Annotated in this window: 24 protein-coding genes; all 24 read right to left on the reverse strand. The window is 39.1% G+C overall.

Going from position 1 to position 19,542, the window contains the following annotated elements; all coding sequences use genetic code 11:
- Window positions 1-9 precede the first annotated feature (9 nt).
- Window positions 10-1,092 carry a flagellar biosynthesis protein FlhB gene (gene flhB, locus PBAT_RS14245; protein ID WP_246168183.1) on the reverse strand — a complete coding sequence of 361 codons (1,083 nt, stop codon included), beginning with the start codon at window positions 1,090-1,092 and terminating at the stop codon, window positions 10-12.
- A 20-nt stretch (window positions 1,093-1,112) separates the two neighbouring features.
- Window positions 1,113-1,901 (reverse strand): flagellar biosynthetic protein FliR, encoded by a 789-nt coding sequence (gene fliR, locus PBAT_RS14250; RefSeq protein ID WP_068650620.1) that lies wholly within the window; start codon window positions 1,899-1,901, stop codon window positions 1,113-1,115.
- A gap of 11 nt (window positions 1,902-1,912) precedes the next feature.
- Window positions 1,913-2,182 carry a flagellar biosynthesis protein FliQ gene (gene fliQ, locus PBAT_RS14255; RefSeq protein ID WP_068650621.1) on the reverse strand — a complete coding sequence of 90 codons (270 nt, stop codon included), beginning with the start codon at window positions 2,180-2,182 and terminating at the stop codon, window positions 1,913-1,915.
- Between the two features lie 38 nt (window positions 2,183-2,220).
- Window positions 2,221-2,976 (reverse strand): flagellar type III secretion system pore protein FliP, encoded by a 756-nt coding sequence (gene fliP, locus PBAT_RS14260; protein WP_068650622.1) that lies wholly within the window; start codon window positions 2,974-2,976, stop codon window positions 2,221-2,223.
- Entirely contained in the window at window positions 2,973-3,479 is a 507-nt protein-coding gene (locus PBAT_RS14265; RefSeq protein ID WP_068650623.1) for a flagellar biosynthetic protein FliO, read from the reverse strand. The genes fliP and PBAT_RS14265 overlap by 4 nt, the downstream gene beginning before the upstream one ends.
- 27 nt (window positions 3,480-3,506) lie before the next feature.
- Window positions 3,507-3,872, reverse strand: coding sequence for a response regulator (locus PBAT_RS14270; RefSeq protein ID WP_068650624.1), 366 nt, complete (start codon window positions 3,870-3,872; stop codon window positions 3,507-3,509).
- A 26-nt stretch (window positions 3,873-3,898) separates the two neighbouring features.
- A complete protein-coding gene (gene fliY / locus PBAT_RS14275) occupies window positions 3,899-5,167 on the reverse strand; it encodes a flagellar motor switch phosphatase FliY (RefSeq protein WP_068650625.1) in 1,269 nt (422 codons plus the stop codon).
- A complete protein-coding gene (gene fliM, locus PBAT_RS14280; RefSeq protein WP_068650626.1) occupies window positions 5,157-6,155 on the reverse strand; it encodes a flagellar motor switch protein FliM in 999 nt (332 codons plus the stop codon). Before fliM ends, fliY begins: the two co-directional genes overlap by 11 nt.
- 42 nt (window positions 6,156-6,197) lie before the next feature.
- Entirely contained in the window at window positions 6,198-6,659 is a 462-nt protein-coding gene (locus tag PBAT_RS14285) for a flagellar basal body-associated FliL family protein (protein ID WP_068650627.1), read from the reverse strand.
- Complete coding sequence (locus PBAT_RS14290) at window positions 6,656-6,880, reverse strand: flagellar FlbD family protein (RefSeq protein WP_068650628.1); 225 nt, start codon at window positions 6,878-6,880, stop codon at window positions 6,656-6,658. Before PBAT_RS14290 ends, PBAT_RS14285 begins: the two co-directional genes overlap by 4 nt.
- A 58-nt stretch (window positions 6,881-6,938) precedes the next feature.
- Window positions 6,939-7,757: a flagellar basal body rod protein FlgG gene (flgG, locus tag PBAT_RS14295; protein ID WP_068650629.1), complete on the reverse strand. Its 819-nt coding sequence runs from the start codon at window positions 7,755-7,757 to the stop codon at window positions 6,939-6,941.
- 79 nt (window positions 7,758-7,836) lie between these two features.
- Window positions 7,837-8,226 carry a TIGR02530 family flagellar biosynthesis protein gene (locus PBAT_RS14300; RefSeq protein WP_068650630.1) on the reverse strand — a complete coding sequence of 130 codons (390 nt, stop codon included), beginning with the start codon at window positions 8,224-8,226 and terminating at the stop codon, window positions 7,837-7,839.
- Window positions 8,219-8,755 carry a flagellar hook capping FlgD N-terminal domain-containing protein gene (locus tag PBAT_RS14305; RefSeq protein ID WP_068650631.1) on the reverse strand — a complete coding sequence of 179 codons (537 nt, stop codon included), beginning with the start codon at window positions 8,753-8,755 and terminating at the stop codon, window positions 8,219-8,221. Before PBAT_RS14305 ends, PBAT_RS14300 begins: the two co-directional genes overlap by 8 nt.
- Window positions 8,756-8,772: 17 nt before the next feature.
- Window positions 8,773-10,209 (reverse strand): flagellar hook-length control protein FliK, encoded by a 1,437-nt coding sequence (locus PBAT_RS14310; protein WP_068650632.1) that lies wholly within the window; start codon window positions 10,207-10,209, stop codon window positions 8,773-8,775.
- A 46-nt stretch (window positions 10,210-10,255) separates the two neighbouring features.
- Entirely contained in the window at window positions 10,256-11,185 is a 930-nt protein-coding gene (locus tag PBAT_RS14315) for a magnesium transporter MgtE N-terminal domain-containing protein (RefSeq protein WP_068650633.1), read from the reverse strand.
- A 53-nt stretch (window positions 11,186-11,238) separates the two neighbouring features.
- Entirely contained in the window at window positions 11,239-11,682 is a 444-nt protein-coding gene (gene fliJ, locus PBAT_RS14320) for a flagellar export protein FliJ (RefSeq protein WP_068650634.1), read from the reverse strand.
- A gap of 10 nt (window positions 11,683-11,692) precedes the next feature.
- On the reverse strand, window positions 11,693-13,012 hold the full coding sequence (gene fliI / locus PBAT_RS14325; RefSeq protein WP_068650635.1) for a flagellar protein export ATPase FliI: 1,320 nt from the start codon (window positions 13,010-13,012) through the stop codon (window positions 11,693-11,695).
- On the reverse strand, window positions 12,999-13,850 hold the full coding sequence (locus PBAT_RS14330; RefSeq protein WP_068650636.1) for a FliH/SctL family protein: 852 nt from the start codon (window positions 13,848-13,850) through the stop codon (window positions 12,999-13,001). Before PBAT_RS14330 ends, fliI begins: the two co-directional genes overlap by 14 nt.
- On the reverse strand, window positions 13,843-14,892 hold the full coding sequence (gene fliG / locus PBAT_RS14335; protein WP_068650637.1) for a flagellar motor switch protein FliG: 1,050 nt from the start codon (window positions 14,890-14,892) through the stop codon (window positions 13,843-13,845). The genes PBAT_RS14330 and fliG overlap by 8 nt, the downstream gene beginning before the upstream one ends.
- On the reverse strand, window positions 14,874-16,451 hold the full coding sequence (gene fliF / locus PBAT_RS14340) for a flagellar basal-body MS-ring/collar protein FliF (RefSeq protein WP_068650638.1): 1,578 nt from the start codon (window positions 16,449-16,451) through the stop codon (window positions 14,874-14,876). Before fliF ends, fliG begins: the two co-directional genes overlap by 19 nt.
- Before the next feature lie 34 nt (window positions 16,452-16,485).
- Complete coding sequence (gene fliE / locus PBAT_RS14345) at window positions 16,486-16,797, reverse strand: flagellar hook-basal body complex protein FliE (protein WP_068650639.1); 312 nt, start codon at window positions 16,795-16,797, stop codon at window positions 16,486-16,488.
- Between the two features lie 39 nt (window positions 16,798-16,836).
- Complete coding sequence (gene flgC, locus PBAT_RS14350) at window positions 16,837-17,295, reverse strand: flagellar basal body rod protein FlgC (protein ID WP_068650640.1); 459 nt, start codon at window positions 17,293-17,295, stop codon at window positions 16,837-16,839.
- Window positions 17,296-17,301: 6 nt separating this feature from the next.
- Window positions 17,302-17,709, reverse strand: a complete 408-nt coding sequence (flgB, locus tag PBAT_RS14355; protein ID WP_068650641.1) for a flagellar basal body rod protein FlgB — start codon at window positions 17,707-17,709, stop codon at window positions 17,302-17,304.
- Between the two features lie 426 nt (window positions 17,710-18,135).
- Complete coding sequence (gene hslU, locus PBAT_RS14360) at window positions 18,136-19,539, reverse strand: ATP-dependent protease ATPase subunit HslU (protein ID WP_068650642.1); 1,404 nt, start codon at window positions 19,537-19,539, stop codon at window positions 18,136-18,138.
- Window positions 19,540-19,542: the final 3 nt, after the last annotated feature.

Here is a 19,542-nt window from a genome sequence, read left to right on the forward strand (position 1 = left end):
ATCCCACAATTATGATTTTTTACCTTTTAGTTTATATACATAGGCCAGTACTTCAGCCACCGCCTGAAACAAATCTGCAGGAATCGAATCTCCGATTTCCGCTCTTTGAAAGAGTGCGCGAGCTAGAGGCTTATTTTCCATTGTAATGACACCATGTTCCTTCGCAATTGCTTTAATTCTAAGGGCCATATAATCCTGACCTTTAGCAATAATCTTTGGAGCTTCCATGGTAGATCCATCATATTTCAAAGCGATCGCAAAGTGAGTCGGGTTCGTGATAATAACATCAGCCTTCGGGACTTCTTGCATCATACGCTGCATAGCCATCCTTCGTTGGCGTTCCCTGATCTTCCCTTTAATTAACGGATCACCTTCCATTTTTTTGTACTCATCTTTAATATCTTGCTTAGACATTTTTATACCTTTTTCATATTCATATCGTTGGTATATATAATCCAACACAGCTAGTACAAATAACGCAATTGCAATTTTGAGTCCTAAATTCATCGTCAGATCTGCTACAAACTTTAAGATATTATCCAAACTTATTTCAGACAACGAGGCAATTTCTACCTTTTTACCCCATAACGTACTATAAACGAGATAGCCAATAATCGTTAACTTGACTAAAGATTTAGCAAATTCAACTAATGATCTCATTGAAAATATATTTTTAAACCCTTTGATCGGATCAAGTTTGCTGAATTTCATTTTTACACCTGTGAGTAGGAAACCCACCTGCATGAAATTCGCGATAAGCGCCATGACGACCACCGTTAAAAACAATGGGGCCATCATTATTAATATTTGTATACCATAGTCTTTAAACATCATCATCACATTGTTGATTGTAATCTCAGTCAACAAACGGTTCATAAATATATCGCTGTACAAATGAACAAGTCGTTCCTTAAAGAATCCACTAAATATAAGAAGACAGAGAAATGCAGAAAGTAGCGTTACAGAGCTCGAAATCTCCATACTTTTTGCAACTTGCCCCTCTTTCCGTGTATCTTGGCGCTTTTTAGGAGTTGCCCTCTCTGTTTTCTCTTGAGAAAATAGCTGTAAGTCCAAAGGATATCTAAAGGACACGATCAAATCCTCCATCCTGCTCAATTTGGTGGTTTCCCAATGACCCCTAGCAGGTTGTGCATCGATTCGAACAAAATTTCAAAAAGGTTGCCGAATACATATGAAAAGCTGGGGACGAGCAATAACAACATCGCCAAGCCTAAGAAAATTTTTAGTGGAACTCCAATAACAAAGATATTAAATTGAGGTGCAGTTCTCGCTAAAAAGCCAAGCCCAACATCAGTTAAAAACATCGCTACTACCAACGGAGCTGACATTTGAAAAGCTAACACAAAGGATTGACTAAAGGTTTTAATTAAAAATTCAGTAATACTACCACCGTACAGCTTCATGTAAAAGTCATTTCCTAATGGAATCCATTCATAACTATCAAAAATGGCTTCCAATAAATGTAGATGGCCGTTCATACTTAGAAAAAGCAACATAGCAATCATGTATTTGAAATTACCTAACATCGGTACTGAAGCACCTGTCATAGGATCTAATACATTGGCAATACCGAAACCAATTTGTATATCTATGAATGAACCTGCTGTCTGAATCGCTGTGATCAACATGTACCCAACAAATCCAAGAAGTAATCCCACCATAATTTCACTTATTATGAGTAGGATATAGGTCATATCTTGTGGAATAGACTGATGAATACCATAAGTTAGATAAATAAGTAAACTAATAAAAAATGATAATCCCACCTTAAATTGCGCAGGTACACCTTTGGATGAAAAGACTGGCGCTACGACAAAAAAAGATGTAATTCGACAAAAAATAAGCAAAAAGATCGGGAAACCTTGCGTTAATAATTCCATTGATATTCAACCTAACCGATATATTTATACAAATTGTCTAATATATTAAAGGTAAAGTCTACGAGTGTCGTTAAAATCCAAGGACCAAACAACAATAACGATAACAATACAGCAATTATTTTTGGAACAAACGCAAGTGTTTGCTCTTGGATCTGGGTGGTAGCTTGAAATATACTAATGATCAAACCAACCACGAGTCCCAGAAGCAACATTGGTGCACTTACAATAAGTGCGGTATAAACCGCTTGTCCAGCCAGTCCAATAATAAAATCCGAATTCATGACTGATCTCCCTCACCACATATACGTCTTACTATGTGCTATGTGTTAAAACTAAGCAGTAACGATTTAACAATTAAATACCAACCATCTACGAGTACAAAAAGTAAAATCTTAAACGGAAGTGATATCATAACGGGTGGTAACATCATCATTCCCATGGCCATCAATACACTAGCAACTACAATATCTATGACTAGAAAGGGTATAAAAATCATAAATCCCATTTGAAATGCCGTTTTAAGCTCACTAATTGCAAAGGCAGGTACCATCACCGTAAGCGGAATATCATTATATGTAGCAGGCTTTTCCATTTTCGTATAGTTCATGAACAATAACAGGTCTTTCTCTCGTGTATGTGAAAACATGAACTTTTTGATGGGTTCAGAAGCTTTGGTTAAGGCTTCTGTCTGTGTAATATCTCCTTTTAAATAAGGTTGCAGGGCGACATCATTCATGGACGATAGCGTTGGTGACATCACAAACAATGTTAAGAACAATGCAAGTCCAACTAACACCTGATTTGGGGGCATCTGTTGTGTCCCTAGTGAAGTTCTTACGAAACCAAGTACAATCACAATCCGCGTAAAACTCGTCATTAACACCAATAAAGCCGGAGCAATACTGATCACAGTGATGAGGAGAAGTATTGACAAGGAGCTAGTAGCTGGTTTCCCAGCTCCAGAATCCCCGATCTGAATATCAATATTAGGAATAGGGTCCGCAAAAGCCGCCGTAATGGAGAATAAGCTGACTATTCCTAATAATATGCATACTAATATGAGCTTTTTTTTCATGGATCACTCAACCGATCATTATTATTATCTTCTCGGAGCAGCTCTTCCATTTTGTCTTTTCGGTTAGACATTCTACGAATCTTGGAATCAAACACTTCATGAAATGAAGATCCATCTTCTAGTTCAATCTCTTGTGAAGGTTGCTCTCTTCGCAATTTACTAACAAGTTTACTTAAGAATGGAGGCAGCATATTACCTTTCATCGCTGCCTCTTCCTCTAGTGCTGCCAATATAGAGATTACCTCATCTGGATCGGAAATTTTATCAACAAGGTTAATATTTTCACCTACGCCGATCAAATAAACACTATTTCCTACTTCAATCAGTTGTAATGTTTTGTTTGGACCAAGTCCAACACCACCAAGTATTCGAATGGTTGGATTACTAAACCAAGATTTGTTTTTGGTGCCTAAGAAACGAATCAACAAAATTATGAGTGCAATAATAACCGCTAATACAATAATTACATAAACGATATTCAACCCGTAATTTACATCATCCATATTGATTCGTATCCTTCATAGATGATCCTAATTACCCAGCGTTTTATTAATCGCTTCAACTACACGATCAGATTGGAACGGCTTAACGATGAAGTCTTTTGCACCCGCTTGAATAGCATCAATAACCATTGCTTGCTGTCCCATTGCAGAACACATGATAACTTTGGCACTTGGATCAATTTTTTTAATCTCTTTCAACGCAGTAATACCATCCATTTCAGGCATGGTAATATCCATTGTGATTAAGTCTGGACGAACTTCCTTGAATTTTTCAATAGCTTGAGCACCATCCTGTGCTTCTCCAACTACTTCAAAACCATTTTTTGTCAAAATATCTCGGATCATCATTCTCATAAAAGCTGCATCATCCACGATAAGAATTCGATTTGCCATTGGTAAAAACCCTCCTCTAATTATGCTTATTGTAATTTCTGTATACGGTCCCACTGGCTAATGATATCTATCACACGCACACCAAAATTCTCATCGATAACAACAACTTCACCTTTTGCAATCAGCTTGTTGTTTACTAAAATATCAACAGGTTCACCAGCGAGCTTGTCTAGTTCAACAATCGAACCTTGAGACAATTCAAGAATATCCTTTATTTGCTTGTGGGTCCTTCCTAATTCTACGGTGATTTTAAGGGGAATGTCCATTAATAATTCTAAATTGTTTTGATCAATCTGATTATATGGAGCAGACTGTAGGTTAGCGAACTGTACAGGCTGTACATTTAGGTTACGATTTGGAGCCCCATAATGCTGTGGTGGTGCCGCATATTGCATTTGCTGATTCATGTCATACCCAGGCATAATAGGTTGCTGTCCATAGCCATTCTGTTNNCCATTCTGTTCCTGTCCATAACCATTTGGCTGTGCCTGTGCCTGTGTCTGTCCCTGATTGATTGGGTTAGCCTGCTGCTGTATAGGTGTAGGAGCTGCATAATTCACAGGAGGCTGTACAGGCTCTACCGCTGCTGCTACTTCTAACTGTGCAGGCTCTTCTGTCCCACTAATTAATATCCTCACCATTTCTTTTGCGAAGTTTACCGTGAGAAGTTGCATGATGGTAGAGTCAATTAGATCTCCAATGGTTAATCGGAATGAAATTTTTATTAATGTTTCATCCGAAGGAATACTTGCCATTCCTTCACCACTCTCAATATCTAAAATATTGATACCTGGAGGTGAAATGTTCACAAAACGATTAAACAGCGTTGACATGGATGTTGCTGAGGACCCCATCATTTGGTTCATAGCTTCTTGAACAGCACTGATATGAATCTCATTCAGCTCTTCAGTAGAAGGATTTCCCTCACCACCAAGCATCAAATCTGCGATAACTTGTGCATCTCTATTCTTGATGACTAGCGAATTAATACCTTCAAACCCTTCAACATACGTTACATGGACAGCAACGTGTGGTTTAGGGAACTCATTTTCGAATTGAGATCGGGTGATAATTGAAACTCTTGGCGTGGTAATCTCCACTTTTTTCCCAAGCAATGTCGAAAGTGCTGTGGCTGCACTACCAAATGTAATGTTACCAATTTCACCCAAAGCATCTTGTTCAAGCGGTATCAGATAGTCATCTACCGTTTCTATGGGCTCTGCAGGGCTATCTGAATCCGATTGTCTAAGAAGAGCATCAATTTCCTCTTGGGACAAATAATCTTTACTCGTCATGTTCTTCAACTCCTTCACTGACAATTTCATCAATTTGTATGGCAATGCGATCCTTTAATGTCCCAGGACTTCCAATAAACTTCAATTTATCTCCTACTTTAATGGATAGTCCTGAGTTGACCGGCTTATTTAAACTGATGACATCTCCCACAGACAATCCCAAAAATTCAGAAATAGATAATCTTGAATTACCCAGTTCAGCTACAATCTTTAATTTAGCATGTCGAACATGTTGTTTTAAAGATTCAACTTCAACAGGTTCACTTATTTTCTTCTCCGACACGAACCATTGGTGTGCCGACAGTTTGGACATAATTGGCTCTAGAACAACGTGAGGGATACATAAATTGATCATCCCAGTTGTATCTCCAATTTTGGTACTTAATGATATCAAAGCTATCGTTTCATTCGGTGATACAATTTGCATGAACTGTGGATTAGTCTCCATGGCTTCCATACGCGGAGTGATATCTAATACCGTCTTCCACGCTTCTTGCAAACTTTCAAATGCCCTGCCAAAAATTCGCTCCATAATCGTCGTTTCTATCTCAGTGAGTGAAGTGATCTTGGAAGGCGCATTCCCCATACCGCCGAGCAATCGATCTAACATAGCGTAAGCTACATTCGGATGAACTTCCATGACCATTCTACCTTTAAGTGGCTCTGCTTCAAAAATATTAAGAATCGTCATCTTAGGTATAGAACGAATAAATTCATCATACGGAAGCTGTTCCACCTGAACGACGTTAATTTGCACAAAAGTTCTTAACTGTGCTGAAAAATAAGTTGTAAGATATCTCGCGAAATTCTCATGTATCCGCGTTAAGCTGCGTATATGATCTTTAGAGAAACGAACAGCTCTCTTAAAGTCATAAGAACGGATTTTTTTCTGTGTGTCTTCTTTTTTGAGCTCTTCAGCGTCCATTTCTCCAGAAGATAGTGCAGCGAGCAGGGCGTCAATCTCGTTTTGTGATAATACATCTACCAATCATCTCACCCCCTTACAGGATTATCTCCAATGCTTCAATTCTTAGGTTGATGCTAACAAGTAATCAGTGATCTCGATTTGAGTCAATTTCCCCTCGGTTAAGGTTTTATTAATCAAATTGATCAATTTTGCGCTTAATTGATCTTTACCATTCGCACCTTTTAAATCCTCCGCTTTTGTATCAGCAAGTGTTTTGAGAATAATCGGCTTGATTTTGATATCTTTGATCTTGTCAAACTCTTCCTTAGACTTCTTGGTATCCAATTGAAACGCAAAATTCATCAATACGATATAATCGGGATCCGAGAGGTTTGTTTTAATTCCAGTAATTTCTGAAGTCAATTCTACAATTTCATCCGCTGACAAGTGTTTCGTCTCAACAGAATTAACTGCATTAGCGACATCATCCTTTGGAAACTGATTTGCCATCAATAAGAAGACAGCTAGTACGATCAACGTGATAGCTAATAAAATTGTAATCAGCCATGGCATCATCTTTTTCATGGGGTTTCCTCCGTTTGTTGTACTTTAATAGTTGCACTATTCAGGCCAATCTCTTGACTATATTGTTTCACAAGTGAGATAACCTCAGTAGCCTTTTCAAGTACAATTAATCTTTTTCCTGTGATTAACGTTATGTAGGTATCAGGTGTTTCTTCAACCATTTCAATCAATAGAGCATTCAACCACATTTTCGAACCATTAATTCTAGTTACTGAGATCATAATAAGCCTCCTATGAAAATTTGGGAGAGGAGATTATTCCTCCCCTCCCGCTAAATCATTAACGTTTCAGATTAACTACTTCTTGGAGGATTTCATCAGATGTTGTTATTATACGAGAATTGGCTTGGAAACCACGTTGTGCAACAATCATCTCGGTAAACTCACTCGTGAGATCTACGTTAGACATTTCCAATTGACCAGCAATGATAGCTCCCGTACCTTCTTCAGCATCATTACCTCCAAACATTTCAAGCTCACCCTCTGGATTTGCATTTAAGGTCATTCGGTATAAGTTACCACCAATTTTCTCAAGGCCTTCAGGGTTGGTTACCTTAGCTAAGCCAATCTGCGCTCCTGGTGTAGTCGTTCCATCACCCATTTTTTGAACTATCGTACCATCTTGGGCTATCGTAAAAGCCGTAACATCTTCTTCAAGAGTAATAACTCCGCCACCCACTTCTAACACAAACATTCCATCAGAAGTTACTAGATTACGTCCAGCATCCATATGGAAGTCACCCGCACGTGTGAGAAATGGAACCTCCTGATCTTCATTCATCTTCACTAAAAAGAATCCATCTCCGTCAATACGCAAATCTGTTGGATTGTTGGTTGTCATAGCACTTCCTGCTAAATGCAAAGTGTCAATAGATCCGATAGATACACCTAGACCGATCTGCTTAGCATTTACACCACCTTGACTACCCTCCGTAGGAGGAGTTACACCAGAAACCGTTTGGCTCATAATGTCTTTGAACATCACACGACCAGACTTAAATCCAATCGTATTTACATTGGCAATATTATTACCAATAACATCTAACTTTGTTTGAAAGCCTTTCATCCCAGAAACCCCTGAATACATAGATCTTAACATTCTATTATTCCTCCTTATTAAATACATGGACCATATCAATCGATCAACAGTCCTCTGGCTTCCGGTTCGGGCCAGCCAGTTATGAAATAATGACAGCACTATCAATTTTCGTGAAGACGTTATCCTTCATGGATCCACCGTCCATCGCTGTTACAACGGTACGATTTGGTATATTCACAATCAATGCCATATCATTTAATAATATAAGTGATTCTTTACTTCCTTTTGCTGCTGCCTGATCAACAGCATCGGATATACGTGCCAACTGTTCATTGGGGATCTCAATCCCTCTTTGCTCTAAACGTTTTGTAGCGTGATTGCTGAACTTGAGCATATTTTTCTGTAACAGTTGATCAAAAGAAGTCTTATCCGTTTCAATCTGTGATTTACGAACATTGCTTCTGTTAGAAGTAGCTACTGGATTTATTTTGGCTGGATATAATTGCCCAATCGTCATCCGATCACTCATGGGGTTCCCCCACTTCTTCTACAACAGTCTCCGTATCAGGTTTCACTGTATTATCCACATCAGTCGGAACATCAGGATCCTTAACAACTGCTTTTGGTTCTGCTATTTCGAGTATTAGATTAACCGGAATAGCTTCTTTTCCTACTGTTGCATACTGAACACCATCGCGGATAACAATTGAAGTCACCGTTCCTGTTTTCACTTCCGAGTTACTACCAGAAGTTTCTGTGCTTACCCAACTTATGTCTTTACCAATAAGTCCAGATACACTGCCAAGTGATTGATTCAATGTTGTCAATTGACCCGATATATTCATCAATTGCTCAACGGATGTAAACTGAGCCATCTGTGCGATGAATTCCTTATCTTCCAATGGTTGCATTGGATCTTGATTCTTAAGTTGGGCCATCATGATCTTTAGGAACTGATCCTTACCCATCGTTGAAGTATCCTTTTTACTTGCCGTCTGTACATTACTCGTAGAATAATTAGGCCAAATATTTTTTGTTGAAATGTTATCTGAAGCCACATTTTCACCTCCATTCTTTAAGCTTTCGCTACAAATGTACTACCATTATCTGTATCAATTTGTGCCGATAACCTGTCATTCCATTCCTCTGTCAGCTCAGCTACCACTAATGAATCATCCGATTGACCCTCGCGTTCTTTGGATCTACGATTGGACTGTTGTTGACCAGCACTAGGTTGACGGCCATCTTGGTACATATGTGATTGTAGTGATTGATTCTGTGTCACTTCCAACTTCTCGACTTGCAATCCTTGAGACTGAAGTGCTGATCTCAGTTGAGACATTTGCTGTTCAAGCAAATCTTTTGCACCCGAATGCTCTGTCATAAACGTAGCTACCAATTGTCCATTCAACATCGTAATCTTAATATCCACTTGCCCCAAATGTTCTGGATAAAGAGATATTCTTGCTTCAGTCATGCCATTTTGCTTCACAATGTCCAGCTTGTTAACTACAAAACTAGTCATTTCCTTGGCAAATTGCTCAACAGGAACGGATGCTGCAGCTGCTTTTAGAGGATTCTTAATACCTTCTCTCATAACGAGTTCACCAGCTGTAAACGTTCCTTCACTCGTACTTAGAGCATCAACTTCATTAACAGTCGATTCCTCATCTACAGATGTTACTGGTACTAGGTTATTTTGAGTTAACAAGGTCCCTTGTACGATTTTAATGGATTCATTTGCTTGGACGGCTGAAGAAGATGGAACAACATTCTGAATACCCAGGACTGGTGCTCGACTTTGAACAGAAATGCCCTGATTTTCCGTTAATTGACTCCCATTAACACTCTGGATTGAAGGAGCTTGGTTAGTTGTTTGATTAACTTGAACAGTACCTAGCGACTTCTTTTGATCCACAACGCCTGCTGATTGCAATAAACCCTCAAAAGAAGCCAACAACTGAACAGCTTGTGCAGAAGTATTTGTAGTAACTTCTTTATTCTGCAGTAAAGCTACTAATTGAGTTAGCCCATCTTGCAATGCAAATCTTATCGTTGCAGGGTCATCTGCAAGTGTCGATATGGTAGAGGACTCTTCTCCATCTACATGTTGTGATCCCATTTCATTTGTGCTTAACAACGTATTAACTTGTTGTAGCCAGTCTTGAAGAATCACCATTAGAGCTGGATCTTCCGTTATTGCCTCATCAAGTTTTGTCACATCCTCATTAAGCCCCTGCAATAGTTGGACAAGCGGATCTGACTCTGTCGATATATTCTCTTTTAGAGAGGTATTCTGGAGTAATCCTTCTAGCAGTGAAGCTGCATCTGAAAGAAAAATAAGTGGCTTTGCCGACTCTCCTCCACCCAAAATTTGAGAGAACGATTGATCTAACACAGGAGCCGCTCCATCAATAGCATTGACGGAAGCTTCTGTGGATACTTTCCCAGTTGTTGAACCCGTACCCACGTTTGAAGTGCTACTTGTCATATTTTTAAAAATAAGTGTCATTGTATTTTTCACCTCCTTTCAAATCTTTCGAAGTTAATAGAACCTACTATTTACTCATAAGTTTATTAAGTATTTTGGCTGTCGTCACTGAATCAATAGATGACATCTTGCCAAGTATAGATGAGCGTGTCTTATCGTCCACAGAATTCAATATGCTTAACGTCTTCTCCGGACTAATTTTGTAGGTCTGAAAGAGTAAATCTGCCGCACTTTGGGGTGTCATGGTAGCAAAGGTCTGACTCAATTGACTCTTATTTAGCTTATCAGAAGTTTCTGTTGTTGCTGTGTCATTCTTCTTCACTCGCGATTGAAGTGCAGCAATTTGTAAATCTTGTGCTGGTTTGGCGTCCTTCATCAACATTGTCACTTCCGCTGCAACTTTCGGATCCATTTTCTCAAAGATAGCGATTCTCTTATCGCTCTTCATAGATTGGAACATGAGTACCATTTCTTCCAAGGTCAAGTTTTGTATAATGGGCGCAGCCTTACTTGGACTTAAATTTCCATACATCTTAGCTAGTTCATCAATTTGCTTTTGATAGTTATCTACCTGTTCCTCTGGATTCTCAGCTAAGATACTTTCATTTTGCAACGTTTCTATTTGATTCTGTAAATCTTTTAATTGCGTATCTTGTTGCGTTTTACCTTCAGTTACTTGCTTTAACTCCGTTTGTTGAGCACTCAGTTTATCTTTAAGTTCTTTTATCGTAGCTTCAGCACTTTTTATTTCTTCTTTACTCTCTTGCAGCTTTGTTTTTTCTGGATCTAGATTTGGAGCAGGTACCCAATTCTGTACAACCGGAATTTTGTTAGCTATTTCAAGAGCAGCATTACGAATATTCATATTAAATAGAATTAGTAATACACCTAGGAGAACAATTGTGAAAATTATAGGGATCATCAACACTAAAAATCGCTCAAAGCCCCCTGCAGACTCCTTCTCAACTTCTTCAAAATCATTAAAATTACGTGCCACTGTTATTCCTCCCTAAGGGGCAAGACATTTGTTACATCCTCCATAAATCGACTCTAGCGAGCATTCATAGCAAAACGAACCGTTGCTATTTCATCAAGTTCATTTTGTTCCCGGAGGTTAGTCTCATGTTGAAACTGGTCTTTTGCTTTTTCACGCGATTTTACCCACACTTTTTCATCGACCATTTTATCAGTCAAATGACTCTGACTCTTTCGAACGACGACGTTTGCTTTACGAACATCTAAAAGTTTATTAATAATGCACTGGTCAAGGTGTTCAACATACGTTTGAATTTCCCGAATTTTTGCTACTGAAGCTGCATTCTCTACTTCTAATTGAAGTTGATCCGTCATTTTCATTCTAATATCCTCGTATTCATGTAATGACTTCTCTTCTTCTTGAAGTTTTACGATTGCACTAGATAACAACCATTCTGCTTGGGCCTTCTCATTCCCCTTCAGATTCACAATATTCTGAAATGCATAATGAAATCTCATGCTTTAGTCGTCATCTCCTCGAAAATTCAGAAATCAAACGTTCTTTCACTTCTTCCAATGTTACTTTCTCATTCACTTTTTGCTTGCTGAAATCCCATATCTGTTGAATAAAATCAATAGATTCATCGATACTATCGTTAGAACCTCTTTGATATGCACCAATGTTAATTAAGTCCTCGGAATCCGTATATACTGCCAGTAATCGTTTTAAATTCTCAGCAGCCCCCGTATGTTCCTCAGTTGATATATCCTTCATGACTCGACTAATGCTTGCTAGTATATCAATAGCTGGAAAATGTCCCTTATTAGCAATATTTCTGTTCAACACAATATGACCATCAAGAATACCCCGCACTGCATCTGCAATAGGCTCATTCATATCATCACCATCAACTAATACAGTATAGAAGGCCGTAATAGACCCTGTAGGACCCGTTCCTGCTCTTTCTAATAGCTTTGGTAGATTAGCAAATACCGATGGCGTATAACCTCTCATTGCAGGTGGCTCACCGATCGCTAGACCGACCTCACGTTGTGCCATCGCATAACGGGTGACAGAATCCATCATTAACATGACATTCATGCCTCGATCCCGGAAATACTCTGCAATCGTTGTTGCTATGAGCGCACCTTTGATACGTATTAAAGCTGGTTGATCAGATGTGGCTACAATGACTACTGAGCGTTTCAATCCTTCAGGTCCTAGATCACGTTCAATGAAATCTAAAACTTCACGCCCACGTTCCCCAATCAGTGCTATGACATTTACATCAGCTGAAGTATTACGAGCAATCATTCCCATAAGGGTACTTTTACCAACACCTGAACCGGCGAAAATACCTACCCGTTGGCCCTTACCTATGGAAAGCAAGCCATCAATCGCTCTTACACCGATACTAATCGGCTCAAGTACTCTAGGACGATTCAGTGGATTAGCAGGAGGTCTAAACGTTGAACTATATGCCATTCTTGTTGGGATCAATGATCCATCCAAGGGTTGACCTAATCCATCCAACACCTTTCCGAGCAATTCCGATCCTACTTGTACACTCAAAGGCTTCCCTGTTCCCACCACATCGCAACCAGGTCCAATAGACTGTAAATCCCCTAGAGGCATCAGAAGCACTTTGTTATCACGAAAACCTACGACTTCAGCCTGTAGAGGTTTTGAACTTTTGCTAGGATAGATATAGCAGACGTCACCAATGTTAGCATCAGGACCTTCCGACTCAACCATTAACCCAATGACCTGCGTCACTTTTCCATTGACTCTCACGGGGTCCAATTGATCTAGATGATCCATGTACCGCTGACTATCAAGCACCTTCATCCTGATTTCTCCGATCCTCATTATCTAGTGCAATACGAATCAATTCTTTCTTGATCTCAGCGAGCTGTGTATCGATTCGTGCATCTACACTCCCAAATGATGAGCGGATAACACAACCATGATCCTTCACAGTGGCATCAGGCAGTATTTTAAGTTCAGCTTGGGAGTCAATAGCAAGACTAAGTTCTTCCCTAGCTGCTTGTACAAAAGCAAACTGAGTCGGAGCTACACATAGAATGATAATCCCTTGTTCTCTTTTACGAGATAGATTCTTTCTGATCAAATCAATCATATACTCACTCTCGATGGTTAATTGTTTGTCTATAACTTTTTCAGCAATCGCAGTACTTAATTCTACTAAAAATGGCTCTGCTTCTTGAATAATTTGATCTTTCATAAGATAGGCATGATCTAATATTTTTTGAGCTTCAGCCATCATTTCTTCTATCTTAATCTGGAGTTCTTCTTCTGCCTTGATACGACCCTCATTATAGCCTTGCTCATAACCTTCTGACTTGAGCGCTTCAATCAAATGTTCATCTTGTTCACGACGTTCTTTCCACCAATTATCGATGTTCGCCGTTGCATCTGACAACATTTGTTCAACTTCAACAGATGATTCACGGACTTGTCGTTCCGCAAATTCCTGCGCATCCTGTAGCATTTCTGCTTTTAACTTTTCTGTTTCTTCATCGACTTTGATAACAACTTCTTGAATCTCAGGCGTTACTTCCTCTAATGAAGGCTCTTCTTCTAAGAAGTTGTACTGTTTAGCCAAATCCAATTCCTTCAGCGCTTCCACAGACACATACTGGGAATGCTTAATCAAATTAGACAATGATGTCATCCCCTCCACCGCGTGCAATTATGATCTCACCGGCTTCTTCCAATCTACGAATGGTTCCCACAATACGAGTTTGAGCTTCTTCAACATCACGCAATCGCACAGGTCCCATGTATTCCATTTCTTCTTTGAATGTTTCTGCCATACGTTTCGATACATTACGGAAAATAACGTCACGTACTTCTTCACTAGCCACTTTAAGCGCAAGCTGAAGATCTGCATTCTCAATATCTCTAATGATACGTTGAATGGATCTGTTATCCACATTCACAATATCCTCGAATACAAACATACGTTTCTTGATATCCTCTGCCAATTCCGGGTCCTGAATTTCCAAAGAATCGAGAATGGTACGTTCTGTCCCTCGGTCAACTCCGTTCAATATTTGAACGATAGACTCAATACCACCAGCATTCGTGTAATCCTGTGTAACCGTTGAAGAGAGCTTCTGTTCCAATACTCTCTCCACTTGATAAAGGACCTCAGGTGAGGTACTGTCCATAACCGCAATTCTGCGAGCTACATCTGCTTGCTTCTCTTGCGGTAAGGAAGAAAGGATAGCTGCCGATTGCTCGAATTGCAAATAGGAAAGCACCAAAGCTATGGTCTGAGAATTTTCATTTTGGATAAAGTTCAAAATTTGGTTTGGATCCGCTTTACGCGCAAAGTCGAACGGTCGCACCTGGAGTGTGGCTGTTAAGCGATTGATAATTTCAAGTGCTTTATTCTCTCCAAGTGCCTTCTCCAATATTTCTTTGGCATAGTTAATACCGCCTTGTGAAATATATTCTTGTGCAAGACATATCTGATGAAACTCAGCCATAATGGTGTCTTTGTCTATACTATCCACTTTATGAACATTGGCAATTTCGAGCGTTAGTTGTTCAATCTCTTCATCACGTAAATGTTTGAATATTTGAGCCGAAACCTCAGGTCCCAAGGTAATGAGCAAGATCGCCGCTTTCTGACGCCCACTCAAACCTCCAGTACTAGTTAACCTTGCCAATACACTCACCTCTATTCGTCCGCTAGCCATGTACGTAGCAAGTTGACGAATTCGTCTGGTTTCTTCTTCGCCAGAGTTTCGAGCTGTTTACGCACTTGACTTTCATTAGTCATACTTTCTAAATTAATTGAAGGGAATTCTGTTGGAATTTGGAAAGGAATATCCTCTTCCAACTCTTCTTTTTGTCTACGACGTCTGTAAATCAGATATCCACCTAGACCTAATAATGCTAATGCAGCTAATCCTATCCCCCATAAAACTCCTTTGGAAAGCTTCAAGCCAGACGATTGAACCTCAGTTCCACCAAAAGTTTGGGAATAGACTGAAACTTTTTTAGTTAAATCAGCGTCTGTATATGTAATACCAGAATCTGCAACAGATGCTCTGACGATATTCCTCAAAATATTCTCTATCGCATCTTTTGTTGCTGGATCTAAACTTTGTTGTCCTGTAGGTGGTTCAACTGCAACATTAATGGTTAAATCTTTAACAGAATAAGGACTTGATATGATATCTCTCGTAATACGATTAACATCATAGTTCACAGTTTCAGACAATTCCTCAGAAGTACTGTCACCTGATGTTGAATCACTTGGATATCCAGGCACCTCTTCTTCACCCGTACCGGCAACGCCACTATCAGGGCTACTGTTCCCAGCGTAATTCTTAGAAATCTTCTGTACGCTGATTTCTATTCCCTTCATATCTTCTTCATTTACTGGTGTAACCAGTTTTTCGTTACTTTGAATTTTATCGAAGTTTAACTTAGAAGCCACAAGAACTTCAACTTTGTTAGCACCCATAAATTTAGATAAGAATTGTTTAACATTTTGACGAACATCATTCTCAAATCTCTTTTGTAGTGCGAAGTTAGCCTCAATGGCCGTCTCCATAACACCTTGACCACCCTTTGCCGTAGATGCAAGTTCAACTTCATCATTCGAAATTGTAATATTCTCTATCGGTAAATTCGGAATGGCTGTTTTCATAAGATTATAATAACCGTCAATAGCGGCTTGATTCGGAGTATATCCCGCTTTAAACTTCAACACAGCAGAAGCAGAAGCTTTATCTCCTTCATCTCCACTCGCAAAGACACTTTCCTCCGGTAAATTGATAAGCACTTTAGCTTCTCTAATACCATTCATACTCTTTAACAGCTGTTCTACTTCTCCATTTAATGCATTATTATACTTAACATCAAACTCGCTATCGGTCATGCCTATCGCTGACGAGCTCTGTTCAAAAATTTTGTATCCGATTGAACCATTCTCAATAATCCCTTGTGAACCAACGTCTACCTTCGCACGAGCTGCTTGCGTACTAGGAACAGAAATACTTTTACCATCCGAACTCAACTTATAAGGAATCTTACTTCCATCCAGAAAGGTCATAATCCCTGCTGCATCGTTTGAGCTTAAGTCTGTAAAGGCAACTTCGTATTCCGTCTTTGAGAACATCATAGTAACAATAATAAAAGCAATAATGATTAACGAAACCGTAGAAATAAATATTATCTTTTGAGTTTTACCAAACTTGTTCCAATATAGGACTACTTTATCCTTATACTGGGAAATTCTCTCATTCACAATGTCACCCCACCCGAAGCTTAGCTAGCTACAACTATATTTGTGTTCGCATTATCTCTTGATATGCCTCTATCACTTTGTTTCGAACTTGTGTTGTAAGCTGTAAACTTAACAAAGCCTGTTCGGAAGCAATCATAACCTGATCTACATTCACTTGGCCGAGTAACAATTTCTCACTCATCGTATTTGAATTTTTTTCTTGGTCTGCGACTTGTTGAATTGCATTCTCCAAAAAGGATCCAAAATTGCTAAGCGAATCAGAAGGAGTAGCCGTAACTTGCTCTTTGTTGGTTTGTAACTGAAGTGGCTTCATCGTCTGGGTGCTAAACATCGTGTTCTCAATCATTAGTTCCCCTCCTCTTTCTCTATATTTCTAAACAATCTATTATTTACCGATTTCTAAAGCCTTCAAAATCATTGATTTAGAAGCGTTAAGAGCTGTTATATTAGCTTCATAAGAACGGGATGCCGCCATCATATCAACCATTTCTTTTGCAATTTCCACATTCGGCATGGATACATACCCCTGCGCGTTAGCATCTGGATGTGTGGGATTATAGACTAGCTTTAGAGGCGAACTATCTTCTTTAATGGCCTTCACCCTAACCCCGTTACCAATACCTTTTGCTGACTCGGTACTTAATTGTGACTGGAGCACACTAGAAAAGTTAGACTCATTTGGTGAGAGCACAACCATTTTCCGTCGATAAGGTACAACTTCCCCATTGACTACACTCGCTCTTGTTGTTTCTGCATTGGCAATATTAGATGATATAACATCCATTCTAAGCCTTTGCGCTGTTAAAGCAGAAGCACTAATACCGAAGCTATTACTCAGTGTCATTTAGGTTTATCTCCCTTCTACAGCCGTACGCATCATTTTAATTTTCTCATTCATCAGTGAAATATATGAATTATACCGGAGTTGATTATCCGCTAATAATGACATTTCCTGTTCAATATCAACATTGTTTAAATTATTATTCATACTTGTCGAATCATCTTGAGAAATGACAGGTGTAGGAACTGATGAAATGGGTCCTATTGAGAAATGTCGTGAGTCAGTCTTAATCCCTTTGAGAACAGGCATGTCTCCACTCATTTCTTGTTGTAGCAAGCTTTCAAAAGATACTTCAGAACGTTTAAAATAAGGCGTCTCATTATTGGCTATATTGTTTGAAATCACTTGCTGTCTCGTATTAGCCGCATTCAAGGCTCCTTGCAACTTTTGAAACGTTGCTCCATTCAACAACTCCAACCTTGATCCCCTCTTTCGAACTTTCATATATATACTTAAATTCTACAACTATAAAAATTAATTCTACAACAATACATAAAACCCTCTTTTTTTCGACAAAATTAATAAGAAATGAGAAAAAACTCGTACTTTAGTGAAAAAAAGCGGATTTGTTGTATAGCTTAAGTTTCTTAGAGATTACGTTTTATTACAATAAGAAAAAAGCCCTATTTTTTTTAGAAATAGGGCTTCTTTTCCTTAGTGCTTACTATATTTTTTTCATTTAGTTTCAAAATAGGTCAGTGAAAGGGTCTACGGATTGTAAAACGTGCTTTTTTCGACTTGCTCGTGTCGAATTTTGTAAAATTTTCGCATATACTACATGCATAATAATGAAAACCAGATACTTTTTACCCATTTTAGTATCCATTAATCGTCAATTTATCATTACAAGATATATTGACTCAAATCACGATCTTGTGCAATATCCCCAAGTTTCTCACGGACATATTCAGCAGTGATCGTCAAGCTATCTAAGGTTAACTCAGGGGCTTCAAATGATAAGTCCTCAAGTAATTTCTCTAATATAGTATGCAATCTTCTTGCCCCAATATTCTCCGTATTTTGGTTCACTGCCGCTGCCATCTCTGCTATTACTCGAATCGCAGCTGGATCAAATTCAAGGTCGATATCCTCTGTCTTAAGTAAATTGACATATTGTTTCGTCAACGCGTTCTCAGGCTCCGTTAGAATAGATATAAAATCTTCTAACGACAGGCTATTCAACTCTACACGAATCGGAAAGCGTCCTTGTAATTCAGGTATCAGATCGGATGGTTTAGCAATATGAAAAGCTCCTGCTGCAATAAAGAGAACAAAATCCGTCTTTACAGGACCGTATTTGGTCATAACGGTTGATCCTTCAACGATTGGAAGGATATCACGCTGAACTCCTTCACGTGACACATCAGGTCCAGAGCCCTTTCTTGGACTAGCAACCTTATCTATCTCGTCAATGAATATAATGCCAGATTGCTCTGCACGACGAACGGATTCCGTGATCACTTCATCCATATCTATAAGCTTGGCTGCCTCTTCTTGAATGAGAACTACTCGTGCTTCTTTAATAGGAAGCTTCCTTTTTTTCGTTTTGCGGGGCATAAGATTCCCTAACATTTCTTGCATGTTCATACCCATTTGTTCATTGCCTTGACCGGAAAAAAGATCCATCATAGATGAACTGCTATCCTCAACATCAATTTCTATCACATCATTCTCAAGATTACCTGCCAGTAAATTGAACTTCACTTTCCTTCTACGTTCAACCACAGTACTATTCTCTTTCTCTTCAGGCGGAGTATCTTCGTTATTATTGTTACTCCCACCAAAAAGCATATCGAAAGGATTACGCTGGTTTTTGGAGCTTGAGCTAGAAGGAACAATAATTTCAATAATACGATCATTAGCCATCTCGATCGCTTGTTCATGCACTTTCTCCGTGCGTTCTGACTTCACCATACGTATCGAAGTCTCAACTAAATCCCTCACCATCGATTCCACGTCGCGTCCAACATATCCTACCTCTGTAAACTTAGTTGCTTCCACCTTTACGAAAGGGGCGTTAACCAGTTTAGCAAGTCTCCTTGCGATTTCTGTCTTACCAACACCGGTAGGACCAATCATGAGGATGTTCTTTGGTACAATCTCGTCTCGCAGATGGTCCGGTAGTTTATTACGTCTATAGCGATTACGAAGCGCTACAGCTACAGATTTCTTTGCTTGTTTTTGTCCAACTATATATTTATCCAACTCGGCTACAATCTGTCGAGGCGTCAAAGATTGATTATTCATCAT

The organism is Paenibacillus antarcticus, assembly GCF_001637225.1.
Lineage (GTDB): Bacteria > Bacillota > Bacilli > Paenibacillales > Paenibacillaceae > Paenibacillus_AQ > Paenibacillus_AQ antarcticus.